Origin of the sequence: Acidovorax temperans, assembly GCF_006716905.1 — a bacterium.
GTDB classification, from domain to species: Bacteria; Pseudomonadota; Gammaproteobacteria; order Burkholderiales; family Burkholderiaceae_C; genus Acidovorax; species Acidovorax temperans.
Genome location: NZ_VFPV01000004.1, coordinates 343,547 through 369,672, shown reverse-complemented (window position 1 = coordinate 369,672; position 26,126 = coordinate 343,547). Strand labels below are relative to the sequence as shown.

Annotated in this window: 22 protein-coding genes, 1 tRNA gene and 4 pseudogenes; 15 read left to right on the top strand and 12 right to left on the bottom strand. The window is 59.3% G+C overall.

All coding sequences use genetic code 11. From position 1 onward, the window contains the following. Positions 1-203 precede the first annotated feature (203 nt). Together BDD18_RS20315 and BDD18_RS20310 are read right to left on the bottom strand one after the other, a co-directional pair. Positions 204-506 carry a helix-turn-helix domain-containing protein gene (locus BDD18_RS20315; RefSeq protein ID WP_142085502.1) on the bottom strand — a complete coding sequence of 101 codons (303 nt, stop codon included), beginning with the start codon at positions 504-506 and terminating at the stop codon, positions 204-206. 180 nt (positions 507-686) lie between these two features. Next, positions 687-1,016 (bottom strand): annotated as a pseudogene (locus BDD18_RS20310) (DNA/RNA non-specific endonuclease); the annotation flags it as partial. Between the two features lie 395 nt (positions 1,017-1,411). On the opposite strand from BDD18_RS20310, the gene BDD18_RS20305 reads away from it, so the two are divergent. The 8 genes from BDD18_RS20305 (at position 1,412) to BDD18_RS20270 (ending at position 9,405) form a co-directional block, all read left to right on the top strand. Beyond that, positions 1,412-2,554, top strand: a complete 1,143-nt coding sequence (locus tag BDD18_RS20305; RefSeq protein ID WP_420837342.1) for a branched-chain amino acid ABC transporter substrate-binding protein — start codon at positions 1,412-1,414, stop codon at positions 2,552-2,554. Between the two features lie 51 nt (positions 2,555-2,605). Continuing rightward, positions 2,606-3,535 carry a branched-chain amino acid ABC transporter permease gene (locus BDD18_RS20300; RefSeq protein WP_142085496.1) on the top strand — a complete coding sequence of 310 codons (930 nt, stop codon included), beginning with the start codon at positions 2,606-2,608 and terminating at the stop codon, positions 3,533-3,535. Positions 3,536-3,566: 31 nt separating this feature from the next. Next, on the top strand, positions 3,567-4,697 hold the full coding sequence (locus tag BDD18_RS20295; protein WP_142085714.1) for a branched-chain amino acid ABC transporter permease: 1,131 nt from the start codon (positions 3,567-3,569) through the stop codon (positions 4,695-4,697). Continuing rightward, positions 4,694-5,482, top strand: coding sequence for an ABC transporter ATP-binding protein (locus BDD18_RS20290; protein WP_142085494.1), 789 nt, complete (start codon positions 4,694-4,696; stop codon positions 5,480-5,482). The genes BDD18_RS20295 and BDD18_RS20290 overlap by 4 nt, the downstream gene beginning before the upstream one ends. Further along, complete coding sequence (locus tag BDD18_RS20285; protein WP_142085492.1) at positions 5,479-6,186, top strand: ABC transporter ATP-binding protein; 708 nt, start codon at positions 5,479-5,481, stop codon at positions 6,184-6,186. Before BDD18_RS20290 ends, BDD18_RS20285 begins: the two co-directional genes overlap by 4 nt. Before the next feature lie 15 nt (positions 6,187-6,201). After that, positions 6,202-7,482 (top strand): amidase, encoded by a 1,281-nt coding sequence (locus tag BDD18_RS20280; protein ID WP_142085490.1) that lies wholly within the window; start codon positions 6,202-6,204, stop codon positions 7,480-7,482. An 18-nt stretch (positions 7,483-7,500) separates the two neighbouring features. After that, a complete protein-coding gene (locus tag BDD18_RS20275; protein WP_142085488.1) occupies positions 7,501-8,787 on the top strand; it encodes a M20 family metallo-hydrolase in 1,287 nt (428 codons plus the stop codon). 84 nt (positions 8,788-8,871) lie between these two features. After that, complete coding sequence (locus tag BDD18_RS20270) at positions 8,872-9,405, top strand: helix-turn-helix domain-containing protein (protein ID WP_142085712.1); 534 nt, start codon at positions 8,872-8,874, stop codon at positions 9,403-9,405. Positions 9,406-9,439: 34 nt separating this feature from the next. Here the strand turns inward: BDD18_RS20270 and BDD18_RS23005 are convergent, their stop codons facing one another. The 6 genes from BDD18_RS23005 to BDD18_RS22620 all read right to left on the bottom strand — a co-directional run bounded on the left by BDD18_RS23005 (position 9,440) and on the right by BDD18_RS22620 (position 12,887). Further along, positions 9,440-9,574, bottom strand: coding sequence for a DUF4172 domain-containing protein (locus BDD18_RS23005; RefSeq protein WP_211360855.1), 135 nt, complete (start codon positions 9,572-9,574; stop codon positions 9,440-9,442). 266 nt (positions 9,575-9,840) lie between these two features. Continuing rightward, positions 9,841-10,185 (bottom strand): type II toxin-antitoxin system HicB family antitoxin, encoded by a 345-nt coding sequence (locus tag BDD18_RS20260; protein WP_211360846.1) that lies wholly within the window; start codon positions 10,183-10,185, stop codon positions 9,841-9,843. Positions 10,186-10,327: 142 nt separating this feature from the next. Next, positions 10,328-10,558 (bottom strand): hypothetical protein, encoded by a 231-nt coding sequence (locus BDD18_RS20255; RefSeq protein ID WP_142085486.1) that lies wholly within the window; start codon positions 10,556-10,558, stop codon positions 10,328-10,330. A 50-nt stretch (positions 10,559-10,608) separates the two neighbouring features. Then, positions 10,609-11,226, bottom strand: coding sequence for a hypothetical protein (locus BDD18_RS20250; protein WP_142085484.1), 618 nt, complete (start codon positions 11,224-11,226; stop codon positions 10,609-10,611). Positions 11,227-11,383: 157 nt separating this feature from the next. Further along, a complete protein-coding gene (locus tag BDD18_RS20240; protein ID WP_142085482.1) occupies positions 11,384-12,655 on the bottom strand; it encodes a site-specific integrase in 1,272 nt (423 codons plus the stop codon). After that, on the bottom strand, positions 12,648-12,887 hold the full coding sequence (locus BDD18_RS22620; protein ID WP_026437435.1) for a hypothetical protein: 240 nt from the start codon (positions 12,885-12,887) through the stop codon (positions 12,648-12,650). The genes BDD18_RS20240 and BDD18_RS22620 overlap by 8 nt, the downstream gene beginning before the upstream one ends. A 79-nt stretch (positions 12,888-12,966) precedes the next feature. On the opposite strand from BDD18_RS22620, the gene BDD18_RS20230 reads away from it, so the two are divergent. From BDD18_RS20230 to BDD18_RS20205, 6 genes and pseudogenes are all read left to right on the top strand, one after another. Further along, entirely contained in the window at positions 12,967-13,257 is a 291-nt protein-coding gene (locus BDD18_RS20230) for a helix-turn-helix domain-containing protein (protein WP_338071835.1), read from the top strand. 62 nt (positions 13,258-13,319) lie between these two features. Continuing rightward, the gene (locus tag BDD18_RS20225) at positions 13,320-15,065 is read left to right on the top strand and encodes a type I restriction-modification system subunit M (RefSeq protein ID WP_142085478.1); all 1,746 of its coding nucleotides are present in this window, start codon (positions 13,320-13,322) and stop codon (positions 15,063-15,065) included. Between the two features lie 74 nt (positions 15,066-15,139). Beyond that, positions 15,140-16,075 carry a restriction endonuclease subunit S gene (locus tag BDD18_RS20220; RefSeq protein ID WP_170207435.1) on the top strand — a complete coding sequence of 312 codons (936 nt, stop codon included), beginning with the start codon at positions 15,140-15,142 and terminating at the stop codon, positions 16,073-16,075. Positions 16,076-16,186: 111 nt separating this feature from the next. Continuing rightward, positions 16,187-17,714: pseudogene (istA, locus tag BDD18_RS20215) on the top strand (IS21 family transposase). Continuing rightward, complete coding sequence (istB, locus tag BDD18_RS20210) at positions 17,707-18,492, top strand: IS21-like element helper ATPase IstB (RefSeq protein WP_211360844.1); 786 nt, start codon at positions 17,707-17,709, stop codon at positions 18,490-18,492. Before istA (BDD18_RS20215) ends, istB (BDD18_RS20210) begins: the two are co-directional and overlap by 8 nt. Before the next feature lie 199 nt (positions 18,493-18,691). Next, positions 18,692-20,878: pseudogene (locus BDD18_RS20205) on the top strand (FAD-linked oxidase C-terminal domain-containing protein); the annotation flags it as partial. A 297-nt stretch (positions 20,879-21,175) separates the two neighbouring features. Here BDD18_RS20205 and istB (BDD18_RS20200) read toward each other — a convergent pair. The 4 genes and pseudogenes from istB (BDD18_RS20200) to BDD18_RS20185 all read right to left on the bottom strand — a co-directional run bounded on the left by istB (BDD18_RS20200) (position 21,176) and on the right by BDD18_RS20185 (position 24,686). After that, positions 21,176-21,961, bottom strand: a complete 786-nt coding sequence (istB, locus tag BDD18_RS20200; RefSeq protein ID WP_211360844.1) for an IS21-like element helper ATPase IstB — start codon at positions 21,959-21,961, stop codon at positions 21,176-21,178. Further along, a pseudogene (gene istA, locus BDD18_RS20195) lies at positions 21,954-23,481 on the bottom strand (IS21 family transposase). Before istA (BDD18_RS20195) ends, istB (BDD18_RS20200) begins: the two are co-directional and overlap by 8 nt. 335 nt (positions 23,482-23,816) lie before the next feature. Then, positions 23,817-23,892 (bottom strand) — tRNA-Arg (locus tag BDD18_RS20190). Between the two features lie 158 nt (positions 23,893-24,050). Further along, entirely contained in the window at positions 24,051-24,686 is a 636-nt protein-coding gene (locus BDD18_RS20185; RefSeq protein ID WP_142085704.1) for a TetR family transcriptional regulator, read from the bottom strand. A 187-nt stretch (positions 24,687-24,873) separates the two neighbouring features. Between BDD18_RS20185 and BDD18_RS20180 the strand changes: the two genes are divergently transcribed. Beyond that, complete coding sequence (locus BDD18_RS20180) at positions 24,874-26,124, top strand: efflux RND transporter periplasmic adaptor subunit (RefSeq protein WP_142085474.1); 1,251 nt, start codon at positions 24,874-24,876, stop codon at positions 26,122-26,124. Positions 26,125-26,126: the final 2 nt, after the last annotated feature.

Here is a 26,126-nt window from a genome sequence, read left to right as displayed (position 1 = left end):
CCCTGTCGTCGAGCGCTGTGTTCAGCGTCAAGGCCGTTAATCACGAGTGATTGCGCCACTTCGGCATCGTGCCTGCTCGCGTGCTGAGCAACTCCGAGAGTTTCGGATCACTGGCTTGCAGGGTCTGCACACGACCATCAACCAGTCCTGTCAATGGAATTGCGACGTGACGCAGTACCGGACTACACGTGGCCTTCGCCTTGTTAGTCGATTCCATCGGCCCGGACACCCAGCATCATCTCTATGTCGGTAACCACTGTACGCCCCGCTTTCTTGAGCGGCCGCTCAAGGCCATCTGCCACTACCGTTGGAACGAGTACCAGTTCAAGCCCCAATTCCTGCGCCAACGCCATCGCATTGGTGATCCGTGGTGCACTCGTTCCCGACAGGATCTGCCGTACCGCGAGCGCAGACAGTCCGGTCCGTTGCGCGAGTTCTTTGGCTGTGATTTTCTGAGAGCGCTTGGCCTCGGAAAGGGTGTCTGCGAAGTTGGCGAGCGTCTTCATCAGAGTAGTGGTGGGGCCCAGCGTTGTGTCTTTTGGTCGATGCGCAGGATAAATTAACTATCGTTTTTGGTGAAAACGATAGTTAAATATCTTTTTTGGCGGCTCGGCGTCGAGATCCGCTTTAAGCAACTTGTCTTTGAGGACGTTGTTCACATAGACCAGCCGCATGCGTAAAAGACCTTACCGCAGTGGCACGCCCGGCAATAGTTCCATCCTGATTCGCCTTTCCAGCTCGCCATAGCTGATGGGGCGCCCGGCAAGGGCATCTTCCGCGTTAGCTCGCCAATGCGCCCATGCCTTTTGCGTTGTCGCGTCGTACACAAGTTTGAAGAGGTGTGTCGGCACGCGCACTTGGTTGGCACCGATGGTTGGGCTGCCGGGTTCAAAGACGGGTCCGGTGATGACGAACACATCGCCCTGGGCGCGCATCACATAGCGCCGCGTGTCCTGCTCGATCTTGGACCACGGACCCGAATTCTGTTGAGGGTTCTGCGGCACCATGTTCGCCAACGGTCAGGCTGAACATCCCTCAGAGTTCCCGGCAAACTAAACCACACACACCGTGCCTCATCACCATCACAGGGCAACATCCTGCACCGCGATGGCACACGGTTCGTCGTAGCGCCACGTCCACGCCCCCAACCTGCCCCCCCGTACCTCTTCGGCAACCAGCCATTTCCCAATGTTTTCCCTGTAGAGCCCGCAGCATGGCGTGCTGCGAAACGCAGGGTTTCCGAGCATTCATCGTTCAAAGAGCCGCTGGCATGATGTTTGCTCGTCAAAATTCAAGTCACTTGAATTCCATGCACTTAATGCGCATACGGGATCAACAGACTTGAATTAAATTCTGTAACTACTTCGAAGGGGAAAAGGTGCAAATGAAACATTCCGTCATTGCGGCCGCGATGCTGTCCGCCTCCGCCAGCCTGCTTTTGGTCAGCGCTCCTGTCGCAGCCAAGGATGTCGTCAAGATCGCATTCGTGGGTCCTCTCTCGGGTGGCGTATCTGCCATCGGACTGGGTGGTCGCAACTCTGCCGATCTTGCAGTTCAGCTCCGCAACGCAGACCCCAAATCGAAATACACCTACCAGTTGGTGACGCAGGATGATGAATGCCGTCCCAACGTCGGTGTGCAGGTCGCTACCAAGGTGGCGGCGGATCGCAACATCGTTGCGGGCGTGACGCATTTCTGCTCCGCCGTGGCGATGGGCACGGTGGGTGTCTACAACCGTTTCGGTATGCCGGCCGTGGTTTGGGGCGCAGTGCTGCCAGAAATCACCTACGCCAACGACTTTAAGGAAGTCCACCGTGTGAACGGCACGATGATCAATCAGAGCGAAGTAGCCGCGAAGTTCGTCACCAGCCTCGGCTACAAGAAGTGGGCCGTGATCCACGACACAACCGACTACGGCAAGGGTCACAACAAGTATTTCAGCGAATTCCTGAAGAAAAATGGCGGCACGGTGATTAGCACCTTTGGCGTTACGGCAGACCAGCAGGATTTCACGACGGAGCTGACCAAGATACGCGAAATGAAGCCCGACGTCATCTACTTCGGTGGCCTCGCGCCCCTGGGCGTTCGCATCCGCACACAGATGGACAAACTAGGCATCAAGGCACAGTTCCAAGGTACCTCGGGCGTCATGTCCGACGCCTATGTTCAGGGTGTTGGCGCAGAGCTTGCCGAAGGCTCGTTGTCCTTCCTGGAGGGGGCGCCTCTTGAAAAGCTGCCGGGCGGCAAGTTCTTTTCCGAGAAGTACCAACGACAAAAGTACAGCGAGCCACCGGAGGCCTATGGCCCGTTCGCCTTCGCTGCAGCCAACCTGATCATGGACGCAGTGGAAAAGGTAGGCCCGGACCGCAAGAAGGTCCGTGACGTGCTGAACGCCACCAAGGACGTTGACACCGTCATCGGCAAGGTGACTTTTGACGACCACCGTCAGAACGTTGTACCGCTCGTTACCAAGTACGTGGTGGACAACGGCAAATGGGTTGTCTGGGAAGACAGCGCATATGCCGCCGGCAAGAAGAAACTGGCTGGTCTGTAAAGAGGCTGCTGTGGACAGCCAAGGCTGTCCACAGCATGACAGGGGAACACAATGAGCGAATTGGGGCAATACATATTCAACGGCCTGATGCTTGGCATGATCTATGCCATGGTCGCCGTTGGCTTTACGCTGTTCTTCGGCGTATTGGACGTGATCAAGTTTTCGCACGGCGATGTGCTCATGGTCGGTGCTTTCGCCGGTCTGGCGGCATCCATTGGTATGACCATGCTAGACATCAGCTCGCCATGGCTTCAACTGGTTGCCGTGGTCGGTTGTGCCATTTTCGTGACTGGCGTACTCGGCGCCGGAATCGCCAAGTTTTTGATCCTGCCGCTGCGCAAAGCGCCGCCGCTCAATACGTTGCTGGCCACACTGATGCTGGGCACAGTCATCCGTGAGGCCGTGCGCCTTTTCTATCCGGATGGATCCAACCCCAAGCCGTTTCCACGTCTGCTGCCGTCGAATGTCATCGAATTGGGCAATTTCGCCCTGCGTGTGGACAACCTGATTCTTCTGGTCACCGGAGCCGCCGTAATCGTCGGCGTGCATCTGCTCATCACACGTACCCGTCTGGGTATGGCCATTCGTGCCGTCGCGCAGGATGGCGAGACGGCACGTCTCATGGGCATCAACTTCGAAGCGGTGGTGCTGCTCACCTTTGCGCTGGGCTCCGCCATGGCCGCTCTTGCTGGCGTGATGAACGGCCTTTATTACAACGAAATCAACTTCAACGTCGGGTTGCTGCTGGGCGTGATCGGTTTTGCCGCGGCCATTCTGGGCGGCCTGGGCAATATCTACGGTGCCATCATCGGCGGTTTCTTGTTCGCGGCATTGCAGGTCCTCGGCAGTGCGGCTCTGCCAGCGCTGATCCCCAACATCCCGAGCGCATACAAGGACGTCTTCGCCTTTGCGGTGGTCATCATTTTGATGGCCTGGAAACCAACGGGCCTGATCGCCGAAAAATCCAGTGAGCGGGTGTAACACCATGACCAGACCAATACGCAACCCGGCCATGGTACTGGCCCTTGTCAGCATCGCCACGACCATCTATATGTGGCTCTTTCTGCATGCCGAAACACAGATCGGTATCGCGATACTGCTCGCCGTGGCGGCGATCGTTGTGGTCATCGCACGAAAGACAGGTATCGCCGGACGGATTGAAGCCGCAGGAGCCAGACGCCCTGGACTGGCTCAAATCTGGGCGGCGGGCTCTACCCTCGCGCTGATTGCGCTGTTCTATGACCAGCACTTCGTGCTGCTCATGATCTGCGCGGTGCTTCTCTACACGACGGCGGGCCTCGGCCTCACGCTGCAATTTGGCTTTTCGGGGGTGGCCAACTTTGCGGGCGCGGCCTTCTTCGGCATCGGTGCCTATGCCACTGCAGTCCTGGCCACGCACACGGGCATCCCGCATTTGTTGATCGTGGTGATCTCCGGCCTGATTGCGGCAGTCATTGGCTCGGTGCTGATTACCCCCGTGTTACGCACTCGCGGGCACTATGCGGCGTTGGTGACCATCGCCTTTGGCATCCTGTTCAAGACCTTCATCGAAGTGAACGACGTACTGGGAGGGCCACAAGGCTTGCAGGTTCCGGGCATGAAGTTGTTTGGGCACTCTCTCAATGAGCCCTTCTCGATCTTCGGTCATGAGGCATCGTTTTATGTGAGCTATGCCGTACTGAGCCTGGTGGTGTGCGGCGGCATCTTCCTGATCGTTAAGGCACTGGAGCGCTCATGGATCGGTCTAAGTATGGACGTGGTGCGCACCGACGAGACGGCTGCGGCCACATTCGGTCTGCACATTGCACGCTGGAAAGTCATCGCTTTCATGATGGGCAACTTCTTCGCTGGCATTGCCGGCAGTGTGTACGGCATGCTCACGGGCTTTGTTGCGCCGAACAACTTCACCTTTGCCGACTCGCTGCTCATGCTGTCGATCGTAATTCTGGGTGGGCTGGGGAATGCCGTGGGTCTGATTCCAGCGGCCGTGATTGTGCTGGTGCTGCCTGAAAAACTGCAGTTCATCCAGGAATACCGCTTCCTGTTCTATGCAGCGCTGGTGATCGTCATCCTCCTGTTCCGCCCCGACGGACTGCTGCCGCGCAAGACACGCCTGTTCTTCAGCCAGGAGACCTCACGATGAGCCAAAAGCAAACACTGGTCGAAGTCAAAGACCTGACGATGCGTTTCGGTGGCCTCACGGCACTCGACAAACTCAACATGTCGATTTTTGAAGGAGAAGTGCTGGGCCTGCTCGGTCCCAACGGCTCGGGCAAGACCACGTTCTTTAACGTGCTGACCGGCCTGTACAAGGCCAGCAGTGGCAGCGCTCTCTACAGGGGTGAAAACGTCCTTGGCAAGACGCCGCAGGAGATCTACCGCAGCGGCGTGGCCCGCACGTTCCAGCGTTCACGCCTGTCGCTGCCGCTCACGGTTTTCGACAACATTGTGATCGGTGACTACCAGCACATGCAGCACGGATTGATCTTCAATCTATTCCGCCGCAAGGCCTTTCGTGCGGAGTATGACGCTTACGTGCAAAAGGTCCGCGACCTGCTCAATATTTTCAGCCCGCCGCTGGTGGAGCGGATGTTTGAGCCGGTGGAAACCTTCAGCATGATCGACCGACGCCGCATTGAAGTATGCCGTGCCTTGCTGAGCCAGCCACGCCTGCTGCTGCTTGATGAGCCGTCGGCTGGCATGACGCACGACGAAACACATGCGCTGATGAGCGACATCCTCGATGTACGCAGCAAGCTCAACAATCTGACGGTGGTGCTGATCGAACATGAGATGAACGTGATCGAACGCATCACCGACCGCTGCGTCGTTTTTAACTACGGTCAAAAGATTGCCGAAGGAACCTACGCGCAGATCACGTCCGATCCGAACGTGCAGACTGCCTACCTGGGAGAGGAAACCGTATGAGCGCGCTGACAGTAAAAGGCCTGACCACAGGCTATGACAAGGTGAACGTATTGCACGACGTGTCCATTGACGTCGCTCCCGGCAAGATCACCTGCATTCTGGGCGCCAACGGTGCCGGCAAAAGCACCCTGATTCGCGCCATTCTGGGCCTGACCCCACCGCGCCAGGGCCAGATCCTGTGGAACGGCCGCGACCTGGCAGGAGAAAAGACGCACAAGATCGTGGCGGGCGGCATCTCATGCATCCCCGAAGGTCGCAAGATCTTCCCGCGCATGACGGTAGCTGAGAACCTCGCTCTCGGTGCATTCCTGGAAAAGAACAGCGCTCTGGTCCGCGAGCGTCTGGAGAAGGTATACACCATTTTCCCGCGCCTCAAGGAGCGTGCTATCCAGCTGGCGGGCACGATGTCTGGCGGCGAGCAGGCCATGGTCTCCATCGGTCGTGGGCTGATGGCCGAACCCCAGTTGCTGGTGATCGATGAACCTTCGCTGGGACTATCCCCGCTGTACGTGAAAGAAAACTTCAACGTCATCAAGCAAATCAACGCTATGGGAATGACGGTACTGCTGGTGGAGCAGAACGCACGGCAGACGCTGGCCATCTCGCACTACGGCTATGTGCTGTCGCAAGGCCGGGTGATGGCCGAAGGCACTGCCCAAGCACTGGCCGCCAACGACGAAGTGAGAGCGGCCTATTTCGGCTGACCCCGGGAGCACGCAATGAACGAATGTCTTCGCTGGTCCGCGCGCGAACTCGTCACGCGCCTTGCCCGCCGTGAAATACCGGTGCTGGCCGCTGTGGAAGCGTTCATAGAGCGCATCAACGCCATCGAGCCTGACATCCAGGCGTGGCAACACTTTGACCCCGCGCAGGCGCGGGCACAGGCCCGCGCACTGGATTCAGGAACGGCAAGCGGCTCCCTTTACGGACTGCCCGTCGGGGTGAAAGACCTGATGGATACGAGCGACATGCCCACCACGTATGGCTCAGCCATCTATACGGGGCACCGCCCTGCCGTGGATGCGGGTTGCGTGGCCGCATCCCGGAGCGCAGGGGCCATCGTCATGGGCAAGACCGTCACGACGGAATTTGCCACGTTCCAACCTGGCCCCACACGCAATCCCCGCAGTACCGTGTCCACCACCCGAACCCCAGGCGGGTCATCAAGCGGGTCCGCAGCCGCTGTTGCGGCGGGCATGGTGCCCGTAGCGTTTGGTACACAGACGGCAGGTTCAATCGTCCGGCCTGCTGCCTATTGCGGTGTGGTGGGCTATAAGCCCACGCACGGCACACTGCCTCTGGCCGGCATCAAACCACTGTCCCCCAGTCTGGACACGGTGGGTGCTCTGGCGCGCACCGTGGACGACGCCGCGTTTTTCGTAGGGATACTGGCGCGCCTGCCGCTGGATCCCCAGCCAACGGCCCGCTTGCGTGTAGGCCTGTGTCACACGCCGTATTGGGACCGGGCGAGTGAAGACACACGGCAGGCCATGGCAACGGCGAGCCGCCTATTCGAGCTACATGGCGCGCGCGTTAGCGACATAGCCCTGCCCTCTCATTTCGCACCGCTGAACGACGCGCAAATCGACATCATGGGTTACGAGGCTGCTGCAGCCTTCGCGCCCGAATTGCGCACGGCAGCGGATCGTTTCAGCCCGGCTTTCGCGGCCGTACTGGTCAACGGTCTGCGCATTGACGGCAACCGCTTCTTTTCAGCGCTCGCCCAGGCCCGACAGGCGCGCAATGCCCTGAACACCATGTTCGAGCAGTTCGACGTCATGCTGGCGCCCAGCACTGAGGGCACGGCGCCCGCAGGGTTGCAAGCCACGGGAGACCCGGTGTTCAACCGTATGTGGTCCCTGCTGGGAAATCCATGCGTTCATGTTCCGGTAGGTACCGGACAGGACGGGATGCCAATTGGCGTGACGCTGGTTGGACGCACCTTCCACGACGCCCAAGTCCTCGCTGCCGCTCATGCGCTGGAACGCAGCTTGGCATAACAATTTCAGGTAACCATAGTGAACCAGCAACTCTCTTCGTCAGCGGCAGCGCTGGCTCAAGACTCCGTCAACAACAAGCGCTTGCAAGCATTCATCGCTTCGTTGGCGACCTTTGGTGGTCGTGCGGACGGCGGTGTTTCGCGTGAGACGCTCACGGACATTGATCTGGCATCGCGCCGCTATTTGATTGACCAAGCCCGCGCCCTGGGGTGCGAAGTCATGGTCGACGACTGTGCCAACCTGTTTTTCCGCCGGCCCGGTCAGCGCAATGACCTGCCTGCCGTGTTGACTGGAAGCCACGGGGATACCCAACCCGTAGGCGGCAAACTCGATGGCGCGTACGGCGTGGTGGCAGGCCTTGAAGTCATCGCCGCGCTTAACGACGCAGGCATCAATACCCTGCGGCCCATCGAGGTCGTGGCCTGGACCAACGAAGAAGGCAGCCGCTTCGGTCCCGGCGCCATGGGCTCCAGCGCCTTCGTCGATCCTTCGTGTTTGACGGGTTATCTGGATGCAGTGGATCAGAACAAGGTACGGTTCTCCGAGGCATTGCAGGCGGCGTTGGATTCCACGCCCGACGTTCCGCGCTGCGCGATGCAACGCCCAATGTCCGCTTGCGTCGAACTCCACATTGAACAAGGCCCAGTGCTGGAGCGGGCAGGCATTCCACTGGGCGTGGTGACGGGCATCCAGGCGGTACGCTGGTTCAGTGTGACATGCCATGGGTCAATGGCGCATGCTGGGACCACCCCCATGGATGAGCGCCGCGATGCCATGGCAGCTGCCGTGGCGCTGGCACAGAAGCTCTACGACTTTGCTGCAGCGGAGACTGCCAACCAATTGCGCCTGACGCTGGGCCGCTGGCAGGTCACCCCCAATTCCGTCAACACGATTCCAGGCCGTGTCGATTTCACCGTCGACATGCGCTGCCTTACCGACAGCGTGCTCGACCGTTTCGAAGCGTTCCTGCGTGGCCTAGCCGCCGAGTCGAATAATTCGGTGTCTCTCGAGCGATTCTTCCAGCGCGCACCGACCCATTTTCCCCGCCCCATGCTGGACCTCATCCAGATCGCAGCCGAACGTGCGTGCACACATGCAGGTCTGCCCGCACCGATGACCATCACCTCGGGCGCATTTCATGATGCGATGTACCTTGCCGACCATTGCCCCACGGCGATGATCTTCGTGCCCAGCATCAAGGGCATAAGTCACAACGCGGCTGAAGCCACTGATCCGCGTGATCTGCTCCTGGGCGTGCAGGCACTCGCCTACACTGTGACTGATCTGGCAAATCAAGAACCATAACCACAACCGGATGGAGACCCCGTGACGATCAACGCCGATTCCGTGCAGCCCGCCCCGTCGAAAGACCGCCTCAGCCCCACCAGCATGTTGGGCATACGACTACGGCATGCACGGTTGGTGGCAGGCTACACGCTTCTTGAGCTTGCGCGCAAAGCAGAATGCTCGGAAAGCCTGATCTCCAAGATTGAGCGAGGCTCTGCCACCCCATCACTGGCAATGCTACACCGGCTGGCAGTGGCGCTGGACACCAACATCGCAGCGTTGACCTCAGAGGGCACACCCAACGCCGGTCCGATATTTCGGGCCGGTGCACGACCTGTGATCCGCACTGGGGGTATAGCACTCGAGCGGTTGGTATTGCCGCAACGGGGCGGGTTGCTGCAGGCCAACATCCACATCATGGAACCCGGTCAATCCAGTGACGGACAGATTGAGCACATGGGCGAAGAGATGGGTTACGTGCTGGATGGCTCGGTGGAGTTGCAACTCGCTGATGAACGTTTTGTCGTACACGCGGGGGACGTATTCACATTCTCCAGCCAGGTTCCGCACGGTTATTCCAATATAGGCACTGGGATGGCGCGCATCTTGTGGGTAAATTCTCCAGCGACTTTTTGACGAAGCCGCGGCGCGACACCCCCAACAGGTTGAATTAGTCGCACAGCACCATGCCGACGTCGGCCGGTTGACGTATCAACAGACCTTGGGTGCGACTGGCCTCGGCCAAGGTCTTGGCCGGGGCGGCCAGATCAAAGCGCCAGGTTGGCCAGTCGCTGGCCTGCCAGATATACGTTTAATCACCCATGTCTATGCGGAGATTGAGGGGTGCATTTTCTGCACGCGTCGGTCATTTGCAGTTCTTGCCAGGAGGGATTGAACCCTCTCAGTGCTTATCGGTTTTTGCTCTCTTCCTATCAAGCCGATAGTGAAGAAGCCCGAGAACAACGAATCCGACAAGCACAGCAATGGACAGAACGTCCAGCAAGCTCATACTCATAGCACGACCTCCGCACAGAATTTCATAACGATATCCGCCAAACTGCTTGCAGGTCACTAGCGGCTAAGTTCTTCGGCTGGGGCATTCGCCGCTTTTGCAAGCGCTCGCAGTTCGATGCGGATGCTGCGCGCCTTGACCTCGCCTTGCTCCAGCCGCTGCGCCAGAATTCTGAGGGCTATGGCCTGTGCTTTCGCCATGGCCTCCTCGGCCGTGGCTCCCCAGGCCCGTGCGCCCGGCACCTCCGGGACCATCTCGGCCAGAAACCTTCCGTCACCGTCCCGTGTGCACTCCAGCGTGTAGTTGGCAGCGCTGAGGCTGGGTTGCGTTTCACGCGTGGCGACGTACATGGCAAACCCGGTAATCACGCTACCGATCAGGAACAAGGTGATCAAGCCGCCCATGGTGCATTTCCTTTCATCTTGTAGAGAACTACCAAACGGATCTCCTGCAGAACCGATCCACCCATGCGCGGCGGATTGGGGGGAGCGCAAGCGCAGCACGCCCCGTGGTTTGACTCTCTATTGTTGTCATCTGATGCCGTTGTCACGCCTCGGGGGCGGGGGCGGAGGCCCAGGCAGATGTCGACAGGCGCAGCCAGGGGCCCAGCGTTTCCTTCAGGCAGCTGTGGCAAAGATCGATATCCACCCGCGTTCCATCCCCCAGGAATGATCCCCAGCCTGCATCGAACCCCAGCTGCAGGAAGTTGTTCAGGCCGTCGCCTTCATCGTGTCGCGCCTGCGCTCCACAGCGGTCACAGATGAGTTTCGCGAGCACTGGTGTCGACTTCAACTCATGAACTCTCATTTCCACTCCTTCATTGATTGCTACGGCATTTGCATGATCGCACTGCCAAGCGCAGCCTGTATGCGTGCTACCTGCTGCGGGTCCGCTGCGTCGTCCTGGTCGATGCCCAGCACCTGGGTAAATGTGCTGCCCAGATCCGCATGGCTGCGGCGCAGTTGCCTGAGAGGCTCCGCCAGGAACGCCTTGTGAGCTGCGGCTATGCGGCTGCGACAGGAGCGCATGGTGTGAGCGCCCTGAGCAGAGTGCTGCCCCGTGGCTTGTTGGTGGACACACCAGTAGTAGCCACAGGACTGCACAAAGGCTGCAACGGCTGCCAGCTCTCTTTCGTGGCGGTGCATCAGTCCCGGATAGCGGCCCGCCTGGTTTGCCGCGCGCTCGCACAGGTCCAGGGGCGTGGTCGCTGGCTGTCCCACAGGCGTTGCCACGGGATGCAGATAGGCACGTACCAGGTCATCGTCGCTGAACAGATCGCGCATGAATGCGTTCAGCACGCCCTGTGCAGCATGGGGCATACGGGCATGGATTTCTTCGCGGTATTGCGTGACCGCGTCGAAGGATTGATGCGACATGCGCTGCAGCATCAGCGTATGCACGACGATGGGACTGCGGCTTTGATGTAGGTGAAGGGACGGGTTCATATGGCACTCCTTAGCACTCGAGGTGCAGATTCGGAAAATCGGGTTTGCAGGGTGGGCGCAGGCAAGGCTGCGCCCTGCCCTGCGCGTTGGGCGTTGGGCGTTGGGCGTTGGGCGTTGGGCGTTGGGCGTTGGGCGTGGGTTCAAAAAAGCGTGGTGGTCAGGTCGTGGTTGCCACTGCCGCCGAGGCCTCAAGCGCCAGGATCACGGGGGTCACGTTCCCCGTGACGGGCGCCAACGAGATGTGCTGCTTGAGCAAGCGCTCCATGGCAGATCCGTCCCGGCGCGTCAGGTTGGGCACATACCGGCTGTACACACGAAACAGCATTTCGGTGCTGGTATGACCCAGCTGGCGCGCAATCCATTCCGGTGCTTCCCCGGCAGCGAGCCACAGCGTGGCCGCCGTATGCCGCATCTGGTAGGCCCTGCGGTGCTCCAGCCCCAGATGACGCAGCAGCGGTGCCCAGACCCGGTTGAGAAAGTTCTGGTTGTCGATGGGCTTGCCACTGCGCAAGCTGAACACGTACTCCGATTCCGGGTGCCGTATCTTGAACTGCGCCTGCAGGGCCTCGAAGACCATCTCGTTCATCTGGATGTCGCGCATGCTGCCATCCGTCTTGAGTTCGTCTTCCTCGTTGAGCACGATGGATTCACGCACCAGGATGAGACGGCGCTCGAAGTCGATGTACTTCCATTTGAGGCCATGCACCTCTCCGGTCCGCATCCCCGTGAAAAAGCGCACGGTGAAGTAGTTGCGATAGTCCGCTCTCACGGTGGTCAGAATGCGCTGCACGTCCTCCAGCGTGAAGGGCATGACGTCGCTGCGCTTCATCTTCAAGGGTTTGATGTTTCGAAAGGCGGACGTAAACTCGAGGCGGTCGGCTGCTTCGTTGAGGATCTGTCGCAAAGGCTTCATGATGGAGTTGATGCGTCGGTTGGATAAGGTGTTGCTGGACTTTCGGGCGGGAACTTTGGCGAGTGAAGCCCGAAATGCCAGTACGTCTGCCTTGGTGATCTGGCCGACCTCCTTGTCCCCAAAAAAGGGGATCAGGTATTTGTCCAGAGCGCCGCGTTGCGTGATGTTGTAGCTACGCCGCCATGTCACCTCGGCCTCTGCGAACCACACCTCGGCGAAGTCGTGAAACAGCGGGGTTGTGCTGGGGGGCTGCTTCAATGCGCCTGATGCGGGCCCGGCAAGCATGGGCTCCTGCGGGGGGTCTGTCTCCACGGCAGGCAAGGGTTTGCCGAAGGTTTTTTGGTAGTCGAAGGCGCCCAGGGCGATTTCTCCTTCGATGCGCTCCAGGACCTTTTGCAAGCGCTTGCGGTTGGCGGAGGTGTCGGTCAACGTGGTGTATTCCCGCAGCCGCTGCCCCACATATCGGAAGTCCAGGAACAGCGTCCCTTTACTTTCCAGGCGGCGGATACTACCCATGAATCACACCTCCATTGGCCAGCGGTATGCCCTCTGCACATACGGCCGAATACTGAGTCATGTCTGTTTCGATGTGCTCCCAGATATAGAGAGTTTTGCGTCCACCGAAAGGGCGGATGTAATGCCGACCCTCAAGTAGGACGCTGTCCTTGAGCCTGTCCCGGATGGTCCTGGCGTCGTACTTGATGCGGTCAGACAACTCGTCAGTAGTCAGGTAGGTACACGATGTCATTTCTCTCTCCTTGCGATGGTGGACAATCAGGATTCAAAAAAGTCACGCACTGCGTTTTTTTGTCATCCTGAATGGCATTATGAGCGCAAAATCGCCCTTGTCAATGCTTTTTTGTCATTCTGGGCGATATTTCTACACGGAGAATGTCTTGATCAAGTGCCACCTGTCCAGGCTTATGGGAGAACGAAAGCTCAAAATCAGCGACCTTGCGCGGGACACTGGTCTCCATAGGAACACGATCACGCTGCTCTACCAAGAGACAGCCACACGTGTTGATCTGGATGCGATCAACACCTTGTGCGGCTATTTCAGCGTTCCGGTAGGTAAGTTGTTCGAATACGTCCCAGACAGTACGTCGGTCCAAGAATGACCCCCCGTCCCCCTGCAGCACAACACGAAATTGCCTCAGAGATCTGCGTATAACCACCATCAATGAACCAACAAACCCTCTCCGCCTTCATCTGGTCCGTGGCCGACCTGCTGCGTGGTGACTACAAGCAATCCGACTACGGCAAGGTCATCCTGCCCTTCACCGTGCTGCGCCGGCTTGACTGCGTGCTCGAATCGACCAAACCCGCCGTGCTGGCCGAGCTGGCCGCCAAGCAGGCGCAGGGCGTCAACCCCGAGCCGTTTCTGCTGCGCAAGGCGGGCCAGAGCTTCTTCAACACCTCGCCGCTGGACCTCAAGAAGCTCCTGGGCGATCAGGACTACATCGCGCAGAACCTCTACAGCTACGTCCAGGCGTTCTCGCCCGCCGTGCGCGACGTGTTCGAGCGCTTTGAATTCCACACCCAGGTCGAGCGCCTGGCCAAGGCCGGGCTGCTCTACCAGGTGACGGAGAAGTTCGCCCAGATCGACCTGCACCCCGAGGTGGTCAGCAACATGCAAATGGGCCTGGTGTTCGAGGAACTGATCCGCAAGTTCGCCGAAATCAGCAACGAGACCGCCGGGGAGCACTTCACCCCGCGTGAAGTCATCCGGCTCATGGTCAACCTCATCTTCATTGAAGACGACGCCATCCTCAGCAAGCCCGGCGTGGTCCGCACCATTTACGACCCCACGGCCGGCACCGGCGGCATGCTCAGTGTGGCGGGCGAATACCTGGCGGAGCACAACCCACAGGCGCGTCTAACGGTGTTCGGCCAGGAGCTCAACCCAGAGTCCTATGCCATCTGCAAGGCCGACATGCTCATCAAGGGCCAGGATGTGGGCAACATCGCTTTTGGCAACACGCTGAGCGACGATGGTCACGGGCACAAGACGTTCGACTACATGCTCTCCAATCCGCCCTTTGGCGTGGAGTGGAAGAAGGTCGAGAAGGAAGTACGCAAGGAGCACGAGCAGCAGGGCTACAACGGCCGTTTCGGCCCGGGCCTGCCGCGTGTGTCCGACGGCTCCATGCTCTTCCTGCTGCACCTGATCGCCAAGATGCGTCCAACGCAGGAGGGCGGCAGCCGCTTCGGCATCGTGCTCAATGGGTCACCACTGTTTACCGGCGGCGCGGGCTCGGGCGAATCCGAGATTCGCCGCTACGTGCTGGAAAACGATCTGTTGGAGGCAATCGTCGGACTGCCCATCGACATGTTCTACAACACCGGCATTGCCACCTACGTCTGGATCATCAGCAACCGCAAGCCTGATGCGCGTAAAGGTAAGGTGCAGCTGATCGACGCATCCAGCATGTGGCAGAAGATGCGCAAGAGCCTGGGCAGCAAGCGCAAGGAGTTGAGCGACGCTCACATAGATCGCATCACCCGCCTTTTTGGCGATTTTGTGGAAGCCAAGGAAGACGATGGCACCCCCATCAGTCGCATCTTTGACAATGAAGCCTTCGGATACCACAGCATCACTGTTGAGCGCCCGCTGCGCGATGAATCGGGTAACGTGGTGCTGGGTCTCAAGGGCAAGCAAAAGGGCAAGCCACAGCCCGATAGCGCCCTGCGTGATACTGAGAACGTGCCCCTGAGTGAAGACGTGACCGACTACTTCAAGCGTGAAGTCTTGCCCCGCGCTCCTGACGCTTGGATCGACCCTGACAAGACCAAGGTGGGCTACGAAATCCCGTTCAATCGGCACTTCTATGTTTTCAAGCCCCCGCGTCCGCTGTCCGAGATTGATGCAGAACTCAAGCAGACCACTGACCGCATCCTGGAAATGATCAAGGGGCTTTCGGCATGAGTTTTCCGCGATACCCGGAGTACAAGGACAGTGGGGTGGAGTGGCTGGGGCTGGTACCGGAGCATTGGCTCGTGATGCCCCTCAAACGCGATATTGAATTCGTTACCAGTGGCGCAAGGGGTTGGGCGGAGAACTACGCGGATGAAGGCGATCTGTTCTTACGGATTGGGAATCTGACACGCGACAGCATTCGTCTGGATCTGTCTGATACCCAGAGGGTGGTTGTGCCAGATGGCGCAGAAGTTGATAGAACCCAAGTTCAAGCGGACGACATTCTGTTTTCGATCACAGCTTACCTGGGGTCTGTTGCTGTCGTCCCGGCAGGGCTTGGCCGGGCTTTTGTGAGCCAGCACGTTGCGTTAGTACGACCTAGCAAAAAGCAATGCCTCTCGGAGTGGTTAGCTTACGTCGCAATTTCCCACGTGGGCAAAACCCATCTGGAAACGACCGGGTATGGTGGAACAAAGGTTCAACTGAGTTTGGCCGATGTGACCAGCCTGCCCATGATAGTTCCGCCGATCGAAGAGCAGGCTGCGCTCATCGAATTCCTCGACCACGAAACTGCCAAGATCGACGCGCTGGTGGCCGAGCAGGAAAAGCTGATCGCGTTGCTGCAAGAAAAGTGCCAAGCCGTCATCTCCCACGCCGTGACCAAGGGGCTGGACCCGAACGTGCCGATGAAAGACTCGGGCGTAGAGTGGCTGGGGGAGGTGCCGGCGCATTGGGAGGTTATGCGATTACGCAACGTAACAACGCTGAATCCATCTAAATCGGAAGTGAGCCATCTGCTGCGGGAAACTGAGGTGTCGTTTTTGCCGATGGAGGCAGTTGGCGACGATGGCACCCTGAATCTGGATCGCACACGGCCCATCGGTGAAGTGGAGTCTGGCTACACCTACTTTCGGGAAGGGGACGTCACGATTGCCAAGATCACGCCCTGCTTCGAGAACGGTAAGGGCGCTGTGATGCGCCGCCTTCATAACGGGCACGGTTTTGGCACCACCTGTTGACGCCGACCGAAAACTGAGCCACTTTTTGGTGTGATGCCGACCTAAAACTGAGCCAGGTGTTTTACCTACCCTGCTGTTTTGTGCAGCAAGGGAATGAAGAGGGTGATCACCATGGACATGATTGGCAAGATACGGCGGATGCATCGCCGGGACAAGAAGACGAAGCGGGAGATATCGAGGGCCACGGGCCTGTCGCGCAACACGGTGGCCAAGTGGCTGGACGAGGCGCAGCCGGTCGAGCCCAAGTACCGCCGGGAGGCAGCGAAGGCGACCAAGCTGTCGGCGCACGAGGCGGAGCTCAAGCAAGCCTTGAAGGCCGATGCCAAGCGGCCCAAGAAGGAGCGGCGCACGGCCAAGGCCTTGTTCACGCAGATCAAGGCAGCGGGCTACGAAGGTGGCTACACGCGGGTGACGGACTTCATCCGCGAGTGGCGCCAAGGTGAAGGCCAACAGGCGGCCTGCAAGGCCTTCGTGCCATTGACCTTCGAGCTTGGCGAGGCCTTCCAGTTCGACTGGAGCGAAGACGGCTTGCTGGTGGGCGGGGTGTACTACCGCATGCAGGTCTCGCACATGAAGCTGTGTGCCAGTGGGGCCTTCTGGCTGGTGGCCTACCCCAGCCAAGGCCACGAGATGCTGTTCGATGCGCACACCCGCAGCTTTGCAGCGCTGGGTGGCGTGGCACGCCGTGGCATCTACGACAACATGAAGACGGCGGTCGACAAAGTCAAGAAGGGCAAAGGCCGCGTGGTCAATGCGCGCTTTGCAGCCATGTGCGCGCACTATCTGTTCGACCCTGATTTTTGCAACCGTGCCAGCGGCTGGGAGAAGGGGCGCGTGGAGAAGGATGTGCAAGACAGCCGCCGTCGCATCTGGGTGGAGGCGGGGCAACGGCGCTTTGGCAGCTTTACCGAGCTCAATGCGTGGCTGGGCGAGCGCTGCCGGGCTCTGTGGCGAGAGCTGCGCCACCCACAGCACAAAGCGTTCAGCATCGCCGAGATGCTGGAGCTGGAGCAAAGCCACCTGATGCCGATGCCGGTGGCCTTTGATGGCTATGTTGAGAACCCGGCCAAGGTGAGCAGCACCTGCCTGGTGACGGTGGCGCGCAACCGCTACTCGGTGCCCTGCGAATGGGCGGGGCAAATGGTCAGCACACACCTGTACCCGGCGCAGATCGTGGTGGTGGCCGGCGATGCTATGGTGGCCACGCACGAGCGCCTGAGCGATCGCAACCAGACCCGCTACGACTGGCAGCATTACGTGCCGCTGATCGAGCGCAAGCCGGGCGCGCTGCGCAACGGCGCGCCCTTTGCAGACCTGCCCGAGCCATTGCAGCGCATGCGCAAAGGCTTGCTGCACCAGGAGGGGGGGCGACAGGGTGATGGCGCAGGTACTGGCCGAGGTGCCCAAGCAAGGGCTGGACGCCGTGCTGGTGGCGGTGGAGTTGGCCCTGGAGAGTGCGCCGCCATCGGGGCGGGTGAGCACCGAGCACGTCATCAACGTGCTCGGCCGCCTGCAAGCGCAGCCCCTGCCCGAGACGGTTGCGACCAACCTGCAAGTGAGCCAGACACCCCTGGCCGACACGGCGCGCTATGACAGCCTGCGCGCTGGCAGCGACATGCAGGAGGCCGATCATGCGTGAGCTGGACAAGGAGTTCAAAGAGCTGCGCCTGTACGGCATGGCCGGGGCCTGGGAGGACCTGGTCAAGCAAGGCGGCCAAGCCACACTGGAGAGCTCGCGCTGGCTGCTGGAGCACCTGCTGCAAGCGGAAGTCACGGACAGGGCCATGCGCTCGGTGAGCTACCAAATGCACACGGCCAAGTTCCCCGTGCACCGCGACCTGGCGGGCTTCGACTTCGAATGCTCGCCGGTGGACAGAAAGCTCATCGAACAACTGGCCAGCATGGCGTTCACCGAGCAGGCGCACAACGTGGTGCTGGTGGGTGGCCCCGGCACGGGCAAGACGCATCTGGCCACGGCCATCGGCGTGGCGGGCATCACGCGCCATGGCTCACGCGTGCGGTTTTACTCCACGGTGGATCTGGTCAACGCACTGGAGCAGGAGAAGGCCCAAGGCAAGGCAGGCCGCATCGCAGCGAGCTTGCAGCGCATGGACCTGGTCATCCTTGATGAGCTGGGCTACCTGCCCTTCAGCCAGGCAGGCGGCGCCTTGCTGTTCCACCTGCTGAGCAAGCTCTACGAGCAGACCAGCGTGATGATCACCACCAACCTGGACTTCAAGGAATGGTCCAGCGTGTTCGGCGACGCCAAGATGACCACGGCACTGCTGGATCGACTCACGCACCACTGCCACATCGTCGAGACGGGCAACGAGTCCCACAGGTTCATGCACAGCACAGCCGTGGCCAAGAAACGCATCAAGGCACGCGAACAGGCCAAGAAGGCTGAGCCGTTCTGAGCGGTTCAAGGGCAAGCCGCTACGGGCTTCGCCCTGCGCGGCTTGCCCTCAACGGACGACCACCGAGCTCGATCACCAAGGAGACCAAAACCGACCCAAGGCACTACACTTATCCACAGCCGACCTTCACAGGTTGGCCATTAGCCCTGGCTCAAAATTCAATCGGCACGGTGGCTCAATTTTGAATCGGCGCCAACAATTTATGGAGGCATTGCGCGACGCACAGGCATTGATGGCGCACAACCCACTTTCCATTGAAACAGTGGACTCAAAAGTGTTGATGCTTGCCATGAAGGACATCGTCTGGCAAAACGTCTCCACCTATTTCCCTGAACATGAAGATGAGACGACCCTCGGCATCAATCTAGTCGAGTTCAGTGGTGATGACCCAACGGAACTATCTCAGCGTGTCGAGAGATTCATTCACCACCTTCAAGATGACAAGAGCGTTGCCAGGCTAGGACATACCTTAGCGAAGGGCTCTGAGGCCGTCAGCGCTGTCTATGGCATGCGCAAACGAGCTGTCGGCTTACTCGGCGCAGTTGATGGTGAAGCCAGACCTCAACCATTCGTAGAGGACACCGCGGTCCCTCCAGAACACCTTGCCGACTACATTGCCGAGTTCAGAGCTCTGCTTGACAGCCACAACCTTGAATATGGGATGTTTGGCCATGTGGATGCTGGCGTGCTACACGTTCGCCCAATTCTGGACATGAAGTTGGAAAGAGATGCCGCGTTGATTCGCCCCATCTCGGAAGGCGTAGCCCAGCTCACTCACAAGTACGGAGGCCTGCTTTGGGGCGAGCACGGTAAAGGTATGCGGTCTGAGTTTGCACCTAAGTTCTTTGGAGAACTCTACTCATCTCTTCAAGAACTGAAAGCTGTATTTGACCCATTCAATCAGCTAAACCCAGGGAAAATTGCGACACCAAAAGAATCGTCAGAACAGCTTCTGAAAGTCGATGAAGTTCCAATGCGTGGCCAGCTCGACCGGCAGATTGATGAGCGCGTCTGGGAGAGCTATGGCAATGCCCTCAAATGCAACGGCAACGGGGCATGCTACAACTTCGACCCTAACGATGCCATGTGTCCATCTTGGAAAGCCACTCGAGAACGAGTCCACTCGCCAAAGGGGCGGGCTTCACTTATTCGAGAATGGTTGAGACTTCAGGGTGCTGCGGGCATTGATGTGCTGGAGGCAGAAAAGCAGCAGCTCCCTTTCATCCGAAGCTTTATTAGTCGATGGAAGAATTCTCGTGCGCTGCAAAGCAGCAAGGATACAGATTTCTCACACGAGGTTTACAACGCCATGGCGGGATGTCTGGCGTGCAAGTCTTGCGCAGGCCAATGCCCGGTCAAGGTCAGCGTTCCAGAGTTTCGCTCACGCTTCCTCGCCCTCTATCACCAACGCTACCTGCGCCCGCTCAAGGACTACCTCATAGGCTCACTCGAGTATTCCGTTCCGTATCTTTCAAGGCTTCCAAAGGTATACAACGGAATCATGACATCGAAAACGGCGCAGCGACTGCTGGAGCGCTACGCGGGCATGGTGGATAGCCCATTACTCAGTGAGTACGACTGGGGTAGTGCAACTAAAGCCTGGGATGTCCGTATCGCATCGCCAGAGGCTTTCGCGGCCATGTCCAAAGAAGAGCTACGGAAGAGCGTTGTATTTGTCCAAGATGCATTCACACGGTATTTCGAGACACCGCTGGCAGCACAGTTTGTTGAGCTTGCCGCCCGCCTTGGGTACAAAGTTTTCCTGGCTCCCTTTCTCCCCAATGGCAAACCGCTTCAAGTGCAAGGGTTCCTTCCGGCATTCAATCGAGCCGCGATAAGAAACTCCGAAACACTCAGCGCCATCGCTGAAACCGGGGTGAAATTAGTTGGCTTAGACCCCGCCATGACACTGGTGTACCGGCAGGAGTACCTGAAAGTCTCTGGTCTTCGTAACGTACCGTCTGTGCTGCTTCCGCAAGAGTGGTTACTTCAGGAACTTCCACAAACAACTCCGTCCACTCACACGCGCACTTATCGCCTGGCCCCTCACTGCACCGAAAAGACCAATGTCGTAGGTAGCTCTGCCGATTGGGTTCAGGTATTCAATCGTGTCGGCCTACAGCTCAGAGTTCAAGAAATAGGGTGCTGCGGTATGTCTGGGACTTATGGACATGAAGCGCGCAATCTTGAAACATCGAAAATTATTTTTGAGCAGTCCTGGGGACCAATGCTCGACCAAGAGAACGATGACGAAATTCTTGCCACGGGTTACTCGTGCAGAAGTCAGGTAGAGCGAATAAGGGCCCGCAAATTTCGCCACCCCATTGAGGTATTGCTTGAGCAGCTTGATCCAGTTGTAGCGCAAGAACATTCGAACCTGAACTAGCTGAATGAATCGCCCCGGTATTCCTAGACACTTTTGAGCCGTTGGGAATGTCGCTGTTCGAACTCTACAGGGGATAGTCCAGCCGCCGATGAATGACGGTGTTGGCGCCGATTCAAAATTGAGCCACCGTGCCGATTGAATTTTGAGCCAGGGCTAATGGCCAACCTGTGAAGGTCGGCTGTGGATAAGTGTAGTGCCTTGGGTCGGTTTTGGTCTCCTTGGTGATCGAGCTCGGTGGTCGTCCGTTGAGGGCAAGCCGCGCAGGGCGAAGCCCGTAGCGGCTTGCCCTTGAACCGCTCAGAACGGCTCAGCCTTCTTGGCCTGTTCGCGTGCCTTGATGCGTTTCTTGGCCACGGCTGTGCTGTGCATGAACCTGTGGGACTCGTTGCCCGTCTCGACGATGTGGCAGTGGTGCGTGAGTCGATCCAGCAGTGCCGTGGTCATCTTGGCGTCGCCGAACACGCTGGACCATTCCTTGAAGTCCAGGTTGGTGGTGATCATCACGCTGGTCTGCTCGTAGAGCTTGCTCAGCAGGTGGAACAGCAAGGCGCCGCCTGCCTGGCTGAAGGGCAGGTAGCCCAGCTCATCAAGGATGACCAGGTCCATGCGCTGCAAGCTCGCTGCGATGCGGCCTGCCTTGCCTTGGGCCTTCTCCTGCTCCAGTGCGTTGACCAGATCCACCGTGGAGTAAAACCGCACGCGTGAGCCATGGCGCGTGATGCCCGCCACGCCGATGGCCGTGGCCAGATGCGTCTTGCCCGTGCCGGGGCCACCCACCAGCACCACGTTGTGCGCCTGCTCGGTGAACGCCATGCTGGCCAGTTGTTCGATGAGCTTTCTGTCCACCGGCGAGCATTCGAAGTCGAAGCCCGCCAGGTCGCGGTGCACGGGGAACTTGGCCGTGTGCATTTGGTAGCTCACCGAGCGCATGGCCCTGTCCGTGACTTCCGCTTGCAGCAGGTGCTCCAGCAGCCAGCGCGAGCTCTCCAGTGTGGCTTGGCCGCCTTGCTTGACCAGGTCCTCCCAGGCCCCGGCCATGCCGTACAGGCGCAGCTCTTTGAACTCCTTGTCCAGCTCACGCATGATCGGCCTCCTGCATGTCGCTGCCAGCGCGCAGGCTGTCATAGCGCGCCGTGTCGGCCAGGGGTGTCTGGCTCACTTGCAGGTTGGTCGCAACCGTCTCGGGCAGGGGCTGCGCTTGCAGGCGGCCGAGCACGTTGATGACGTGCTCGGTGCTCACCCGCCCCGATGGCGGCGCACTCTCCAGGGCCAACTCCACCGCCACCAGCACGGCGTCCAGCCCTTGCTTGGGCACCTCGGCCAGTACCTGCGCCATCACCCTGTCGCCCCCCCTCCTGGTGCAGCAAGCCTTTGCGCATGCGCTGCAATGGCTCGGGCAGGTCTGCAAAGGGCGCGCCGTTGCGCAGCGCGCCCGGCTTGCGCTCGATCAGCGGCACGTAATGCTGCCAGTCGTAGCGGGTCTGGTTGCGATCGCTCAGGCGCTCGTGCGTGGCCACCATAGCATCGCCGGCCACCACCACGATCTGCGCCGGGTACAGGTGTGTGCTGACCATTTGCCCCGCCCATTCGCAGGGCACCGAGTAGCGGTTGCGCGCCACCGTCACCAGGCAGGTGCTGCTCACCTTGGCCGGGTTCTCAACATAGCCATCAAAGGCCACCGGCATCGGCATCAGGTGGCTTTGCTCCAGCTCCAGCATCTCGGCGATGCTGAACGCTTTGTGCTGTGGGTGGCGCAGCTCTCGCCACAGAGCCCGGCAGCGCTCGCCCAGCCACGCATTGAGCTCGGTAAAGCTGCCAAAGCGCCGTTGCCCCGCCTCCACCCAGATGCGACGGCGGCTGTCTTGCACATCCTTCTCCACGCGCCCCTTCTCCCAGCCGCTGGCACGGTTGCAAAAATCAGGGTCGAACAGATAGTGCGCGCACATGGCTGCAAAGCGCGCATTGACCACGCGGCCTTTGCCCTTCTTGACTTTGTCGACCGCCGTCTTCATGTTGTCGTAGATGCCACGGCGTGCCACGCCACCCAGCGCTGCAAAGCTGCGGGTGTGCGCATCGAACAGCATCTCGTGGCCTTGGCTGGGGTAGGCCACCAGCCAGAAGGCCCCACTGGCACACAGCTTCATGTGCGAGACCTGCATGCGGTAGTACACCCCGCCCACCAGCAAGCCGTCTTCGCTCCAGTCGAACTGGAAGGCCTCGCCAAGCTCGAAGGTCAATGGCACGAAGGCCTTGCAGGCCGCCTGTTGGCCTTCACCTTGGCGCCACTCGCGGATGAAGTCCGTCACCCGCGTGTAGCCACCTTCGTAGCCCGCTGCCTTGATCTGCGTGAACAAGGCCTTGGCCGTGCGCCGCTCCTTCTTGGGCCGCTTGGCATCGGCCTTCAAGGCTTGCTTGAGCTCCGCCTCGTGCGCCGACAGCTTGGTCGCCTTCGCTGCCTCCCGGCGGTACTTGGGCTCGACCGGCTGCGCCTCGTCCAGCCACTTGGCCACCGTGTTGCGCGACAGGCCCGTGGCCCTCGATATCTCCCGCTTCGTCTTCTTGTCCCGGCGATGCATCCGCCGTATCTTGCCAATCATGTCCATGGTGATCACCCTCTTCATTCCCTTGCTGCACAAAACAGCAGGGTAGGTAAAACACCTGGCTCAGTTTTGGATCGGCATCACCCAAAAAAGTGGCTCAGTTTTCGGTCGGCGTCAACAGGCCAACGGGCCAATAGTCAAAAAATCCTAAAAGTTGCCAACTCCACACTGGTGCTGGGCCACGCGTGGGCCATAGATGGGCCATAAAGTTCTGCGCATCCAGCACCACGACCATAGGCCTCTGTGACTGAATAGCCCACAGAAGGTGCAATTTTCAGGGTTGGGGAGGTTGGGAGACTGCTACGTTGGCCATGAAAACCCACGTAAGTCATTGATTTTGGTGCGGCTGGCGGGGATCGAACCCACGACCCTCGGCTTCGGAGGCCGATACTCTATCCACTGAGCTACAGCCGCAACGCTGAAAAAGACCAATACTCAAAATTCCGCTGGCAGCCCGGATGACTATAGCCTTCGGAGGCCAATACTCTATCCACTGAGCTACAGCCGCGCTAATTGACGTGCAAGCCCAACATTATTGCACGCAAGCACACAACAACAACGACACTGGAACATCAAACCGCGCCATCACACCATTTGAGACCCAGGCCCAACAAAAAGGCGTCGGTCGCACTCGCACCCACCTTCACCAAATCAAACGCCCCCTGGCACAAGATCCAGTTTTGAATGAGCCCATCAAACAGAGCATGCAAAGCAACCGCAGCCTCATGCGGAGACAGAGAGACCGGCAATGGACTCACTTCAGCCGCCAAAGCGAAGTCTTTGGCAAGCTGCGCCGTGAAAGCACCCGACGCAGCAATGTGCCGATCCCGGATAGCAGCCATCTCTTCCACATACTCAACTTTGTACATGGCAATTTCAAACACACGCCGGGCCTGGGCATTCGATGCCACAACCCCCAAAACGAACGCCATCACCGAACGCAGACGCCCCACAGGATCGCCACTCGCAAGACACGAGAACTGAGCACAGCCCTCCTCCAAAGGCAGCGTCACGCGATCCATCATGGCGTTAAACAGATCGACCTTGTCTTTGAAGTGCCAGTAGATCGCCCCGCGCGTCGCCCCCGCCGCCGAGGCAATGTCACTCAACGAAGCCCGCGACACGCCCTTTTCACAAAACACACGCTCGGCCGCATCAATCAATCCATTGCGTGTCGCAGCTGCGTCTTCCTTGGTCCTGCGCGCCATCTCCACCATCCATTTCTTTAACGGCAACCCGAAAATCCGCGGTCACCATTCAATTATACATTCACGATTGTATGTATAATCCCGCACCTTATCCGTCGGGCTTTCGTTCGACTGCAATCTACTGTGGTCATCTTCTTCGGCTTCTGAAATGATCGACCTGCCCTCGCTCCAGCTTCAAAGGAATTCCATGAAGAGCTTGCATGACGCGCCATCCACACCACACCATCCACCTCGCATGCAAGCACGGCTTGTTGTCGGCATGCTCGCTTCCGCGCTGATAGCGGCTGGCTGCACCAAGGAAGCGCCAACGGCACCCAGCGCTGCAGGACAGAGGCCTGCCGTTGAAGTGGGTACTGTCACGGCGACTCCAGGCGATGTGGGTCTGGTCACCGAGTTGCCGGGGCGCGTGGAGGCCTCCAGGGTGGCTCAAGTGCGCGCCAGGGCAGCAGGCATCTTGCAGCAACGGATGTTCAAAGAGGGCAGCGACGTGAAGGCGGGACAAACCCTGTTCCGTATCGATGAAGCCCCCTACGCGGCGGCCTTGGACAGCGCCAAGGCCAACCAAGCCAAGGCAGAAGCCAACCTGGCACAAACGCAAGCGCAGCTGGAACGGTACCGTCCGTTGGTCGAAGCCAATGCGATCAGCAAGCAAGATTTCGTCAACGCAGAGGCTGCAGTCAAACAATCCCAGGCAGACGTAGCCTCGACCAAGGCCGCGGTGCGTACCGCAGGCATCAACTTGGGTTACGCAACGGTCACAGCACCGATTTCAGGCCGAATCGGCCGGGCCCTTGTGACAGAAGGTGCGCTGGTAGGTCAAGGCGAGGCAACTCCTCTGGCTGTCATCCAGCAAATTGACCCCGTCTACGTCAACTTCACTCAATCTGCCAACGACATTCTTCAGCTGCGCAAAGCCATGACCAGCGGCCAATTCAAGCGCGCGGAGGGCAAAGACGCAGCGAGCGTGCGCCTGATCTTGAGCGATGGAACTGAGTACGAGCACCCTGGCAAGCTCCTGTTTTCCGACCTGACCGTGGACTCCACCACAGGCCAAATCACCTTGCGCGCCGAGGTGCCCAACCCCAAGGGTGAACTGTTGCCAGGCTTGTACCTGCGGGTCAAGCTGGAGCAAGCCCAGGCCAGCAATGCCATCACCCTTCCGCAGCAGGCCGTGACACGCACACAGCAAGGGGACATCGTCAACGTAGTCGCTGAAGACGGAAAAGTCAGCCAGCGCGCAGTCAAGATCAGCGCGGCGAAGAACAACCGCTGGGTTGTTCGCGAAGGACTACAGGCGGGCGAAAAAGTCATGGTGGACGGCTTCCAGAAGCTGCAAATGCTTCCACCCGGCACGCCCGTGAAAGCGGTCCCTTGGCAAGCACCGGGCCAAGCAGCAGCACCTGCGCCTGCCGCCGACGCATCCGCCGCTAAGCCCTGAGA

What these genes read in the sequence shown, in the direction of transcription:
- BDD18_RS20225 (WP_142085478.1), top strand. Translation starts at nt 13,320, where the DNA reads ATGAACCAACAAACCCTCTCCGCCTTCATCTGGTCCGTGGCCGACCTG.
- BDD18_RS20295 (WP_142085714.1), top strand. Translation starts at nt 3,567, where the DNA reads ATGGTACTGGCCCTTGTCAGCATCGCCACGACCATCTATATGTGGCTC.
- BDD18_RS20260 (WP_211360846.1), bottom strand. Translation starts at nt 10,185, where the DNA reads ATGGGCGGCTTGATCACCTTGTTCCTGATCGGTAGCGTGATTACCGGG.
- BDD18_RS20300 (WP_142085496.1), top strand. Translation starts at nt 2,606, where the DNA reads ATGAGCGAATTGGGGCAATACATATTCAACGGCCTGATGCTTGGCATG.
- BDD18_RS20185 (WP_142085704.1), bottom strand. Translation starts at nt 24,686, where the DNA reads ATGGCGCGCAGGACCAAGGAAGACGCAGCTGCGACACGCAATGGATTG.
- BDD18_RS20285 (WP_142085492.1), top strand. Translation starts at nt 5,479, where the DNA reads ATGAGCGCGCTGACAGTAAAAGGCCTGACCACAGGCTATGACAAGGTG.
- BDD18_RS20315 (WP_142085502.1), bottom strand. Translation starts at nt 506, where the DNA reads ATGAAGACGCTCGCCAACTTCGCAGACACCCTTTCCGAGGCCAAGCGC.
- BDD18_RS20305 (WP_420837342.1), top strand. Translation starts at nt 1,412, where the DNA reads ATGCTGTCCGCCTCCGCCAGCCTGCTTTTGGTCAGCGCTCCTGTCGCA.
- BDD18_RS20240 (WP_142085482.1), bottom strand. Translation starts at nt 12,655, where the DNA reads ATGGGTAGTATCCGCCGCCTGGAAAGTAAAGGGACGCTGTTCCTGGAC.
- BDD18_RS20250 (WP_142085484.1), bottom strand. Translation starts at nt 11,226, where the DNA reads ATGAACCCGTCCCTTCACCTACATCAAAGCCGCAGTCCCATCGTCGTG.
- BDD18_RS22620 (WP_026437435.1), bottom strand. Translation starts at nt 12,887, where the DNA reads ATGACATCGTGTACCTACCTGACTACTGACGAGTTGTCTGACCGCATC.
- istB (WP_211360844.1), top strand. Translation starts at nt 17,707, where the DNA reads ATGCGTGAGCTGGACAAGGAGTTCAAAGAGCTGCGCCTGTACGGCATG.
- BDD18_RS20230 (WP_338071835.1), top strand. Translation starts at nt 12,967, where the DNA reads ATGAGCGCAAAATCGCCCTTGTCAATGCTTTTTTGTCATTCTGGGCGA.
- BDD18_RS20180 (WP_142085474.1), top strand. Translation starts at nt 24,874, where the DNA reads ATGAAGAGCTTGCATGACGCGCCATCCACACCACACCATCCACCTCGC.
- istB (WP_211360844.1), bottom strand. Translation starts at nt 21,961, where the DNA reads ATGCGTGAGCTGGACAAGGAGTTCAAAGAGCTGCGCCTGTACGGCATG.
- BDD18_RS20220 (WP_170207435.1), top strand. Translation starts at nt 15,140, where the DNA reads ATGCCCCTCAAACGCGATATTGAATTCGTTACCAGTGGCGCAAGGGGT.
- BDD18_RS20290 (WP_142085494.1), top strand. Translation starts at nt 4,694, where the DNA reads ATGAGCCAAAAGCAAACACTGGTCGAAGTCAAAGACCTGACGATGCGT.
- BDD18_RS20280 (WP_142085490.1), top strand. Translation starts at nt 6,202, where the DNA reads ATGAACGAATGTCTTCGCTGGTCCGCGCGCGAACTCGTCACGCGCCTT.
- BDD18_RS20270 (WP_142085712.1), top strand. Translation starts at nt 8,872, where the DNA reads ATGTTGGGCATACGACTACGGCATGCACGGTTGGTGGCAGGCTACACG.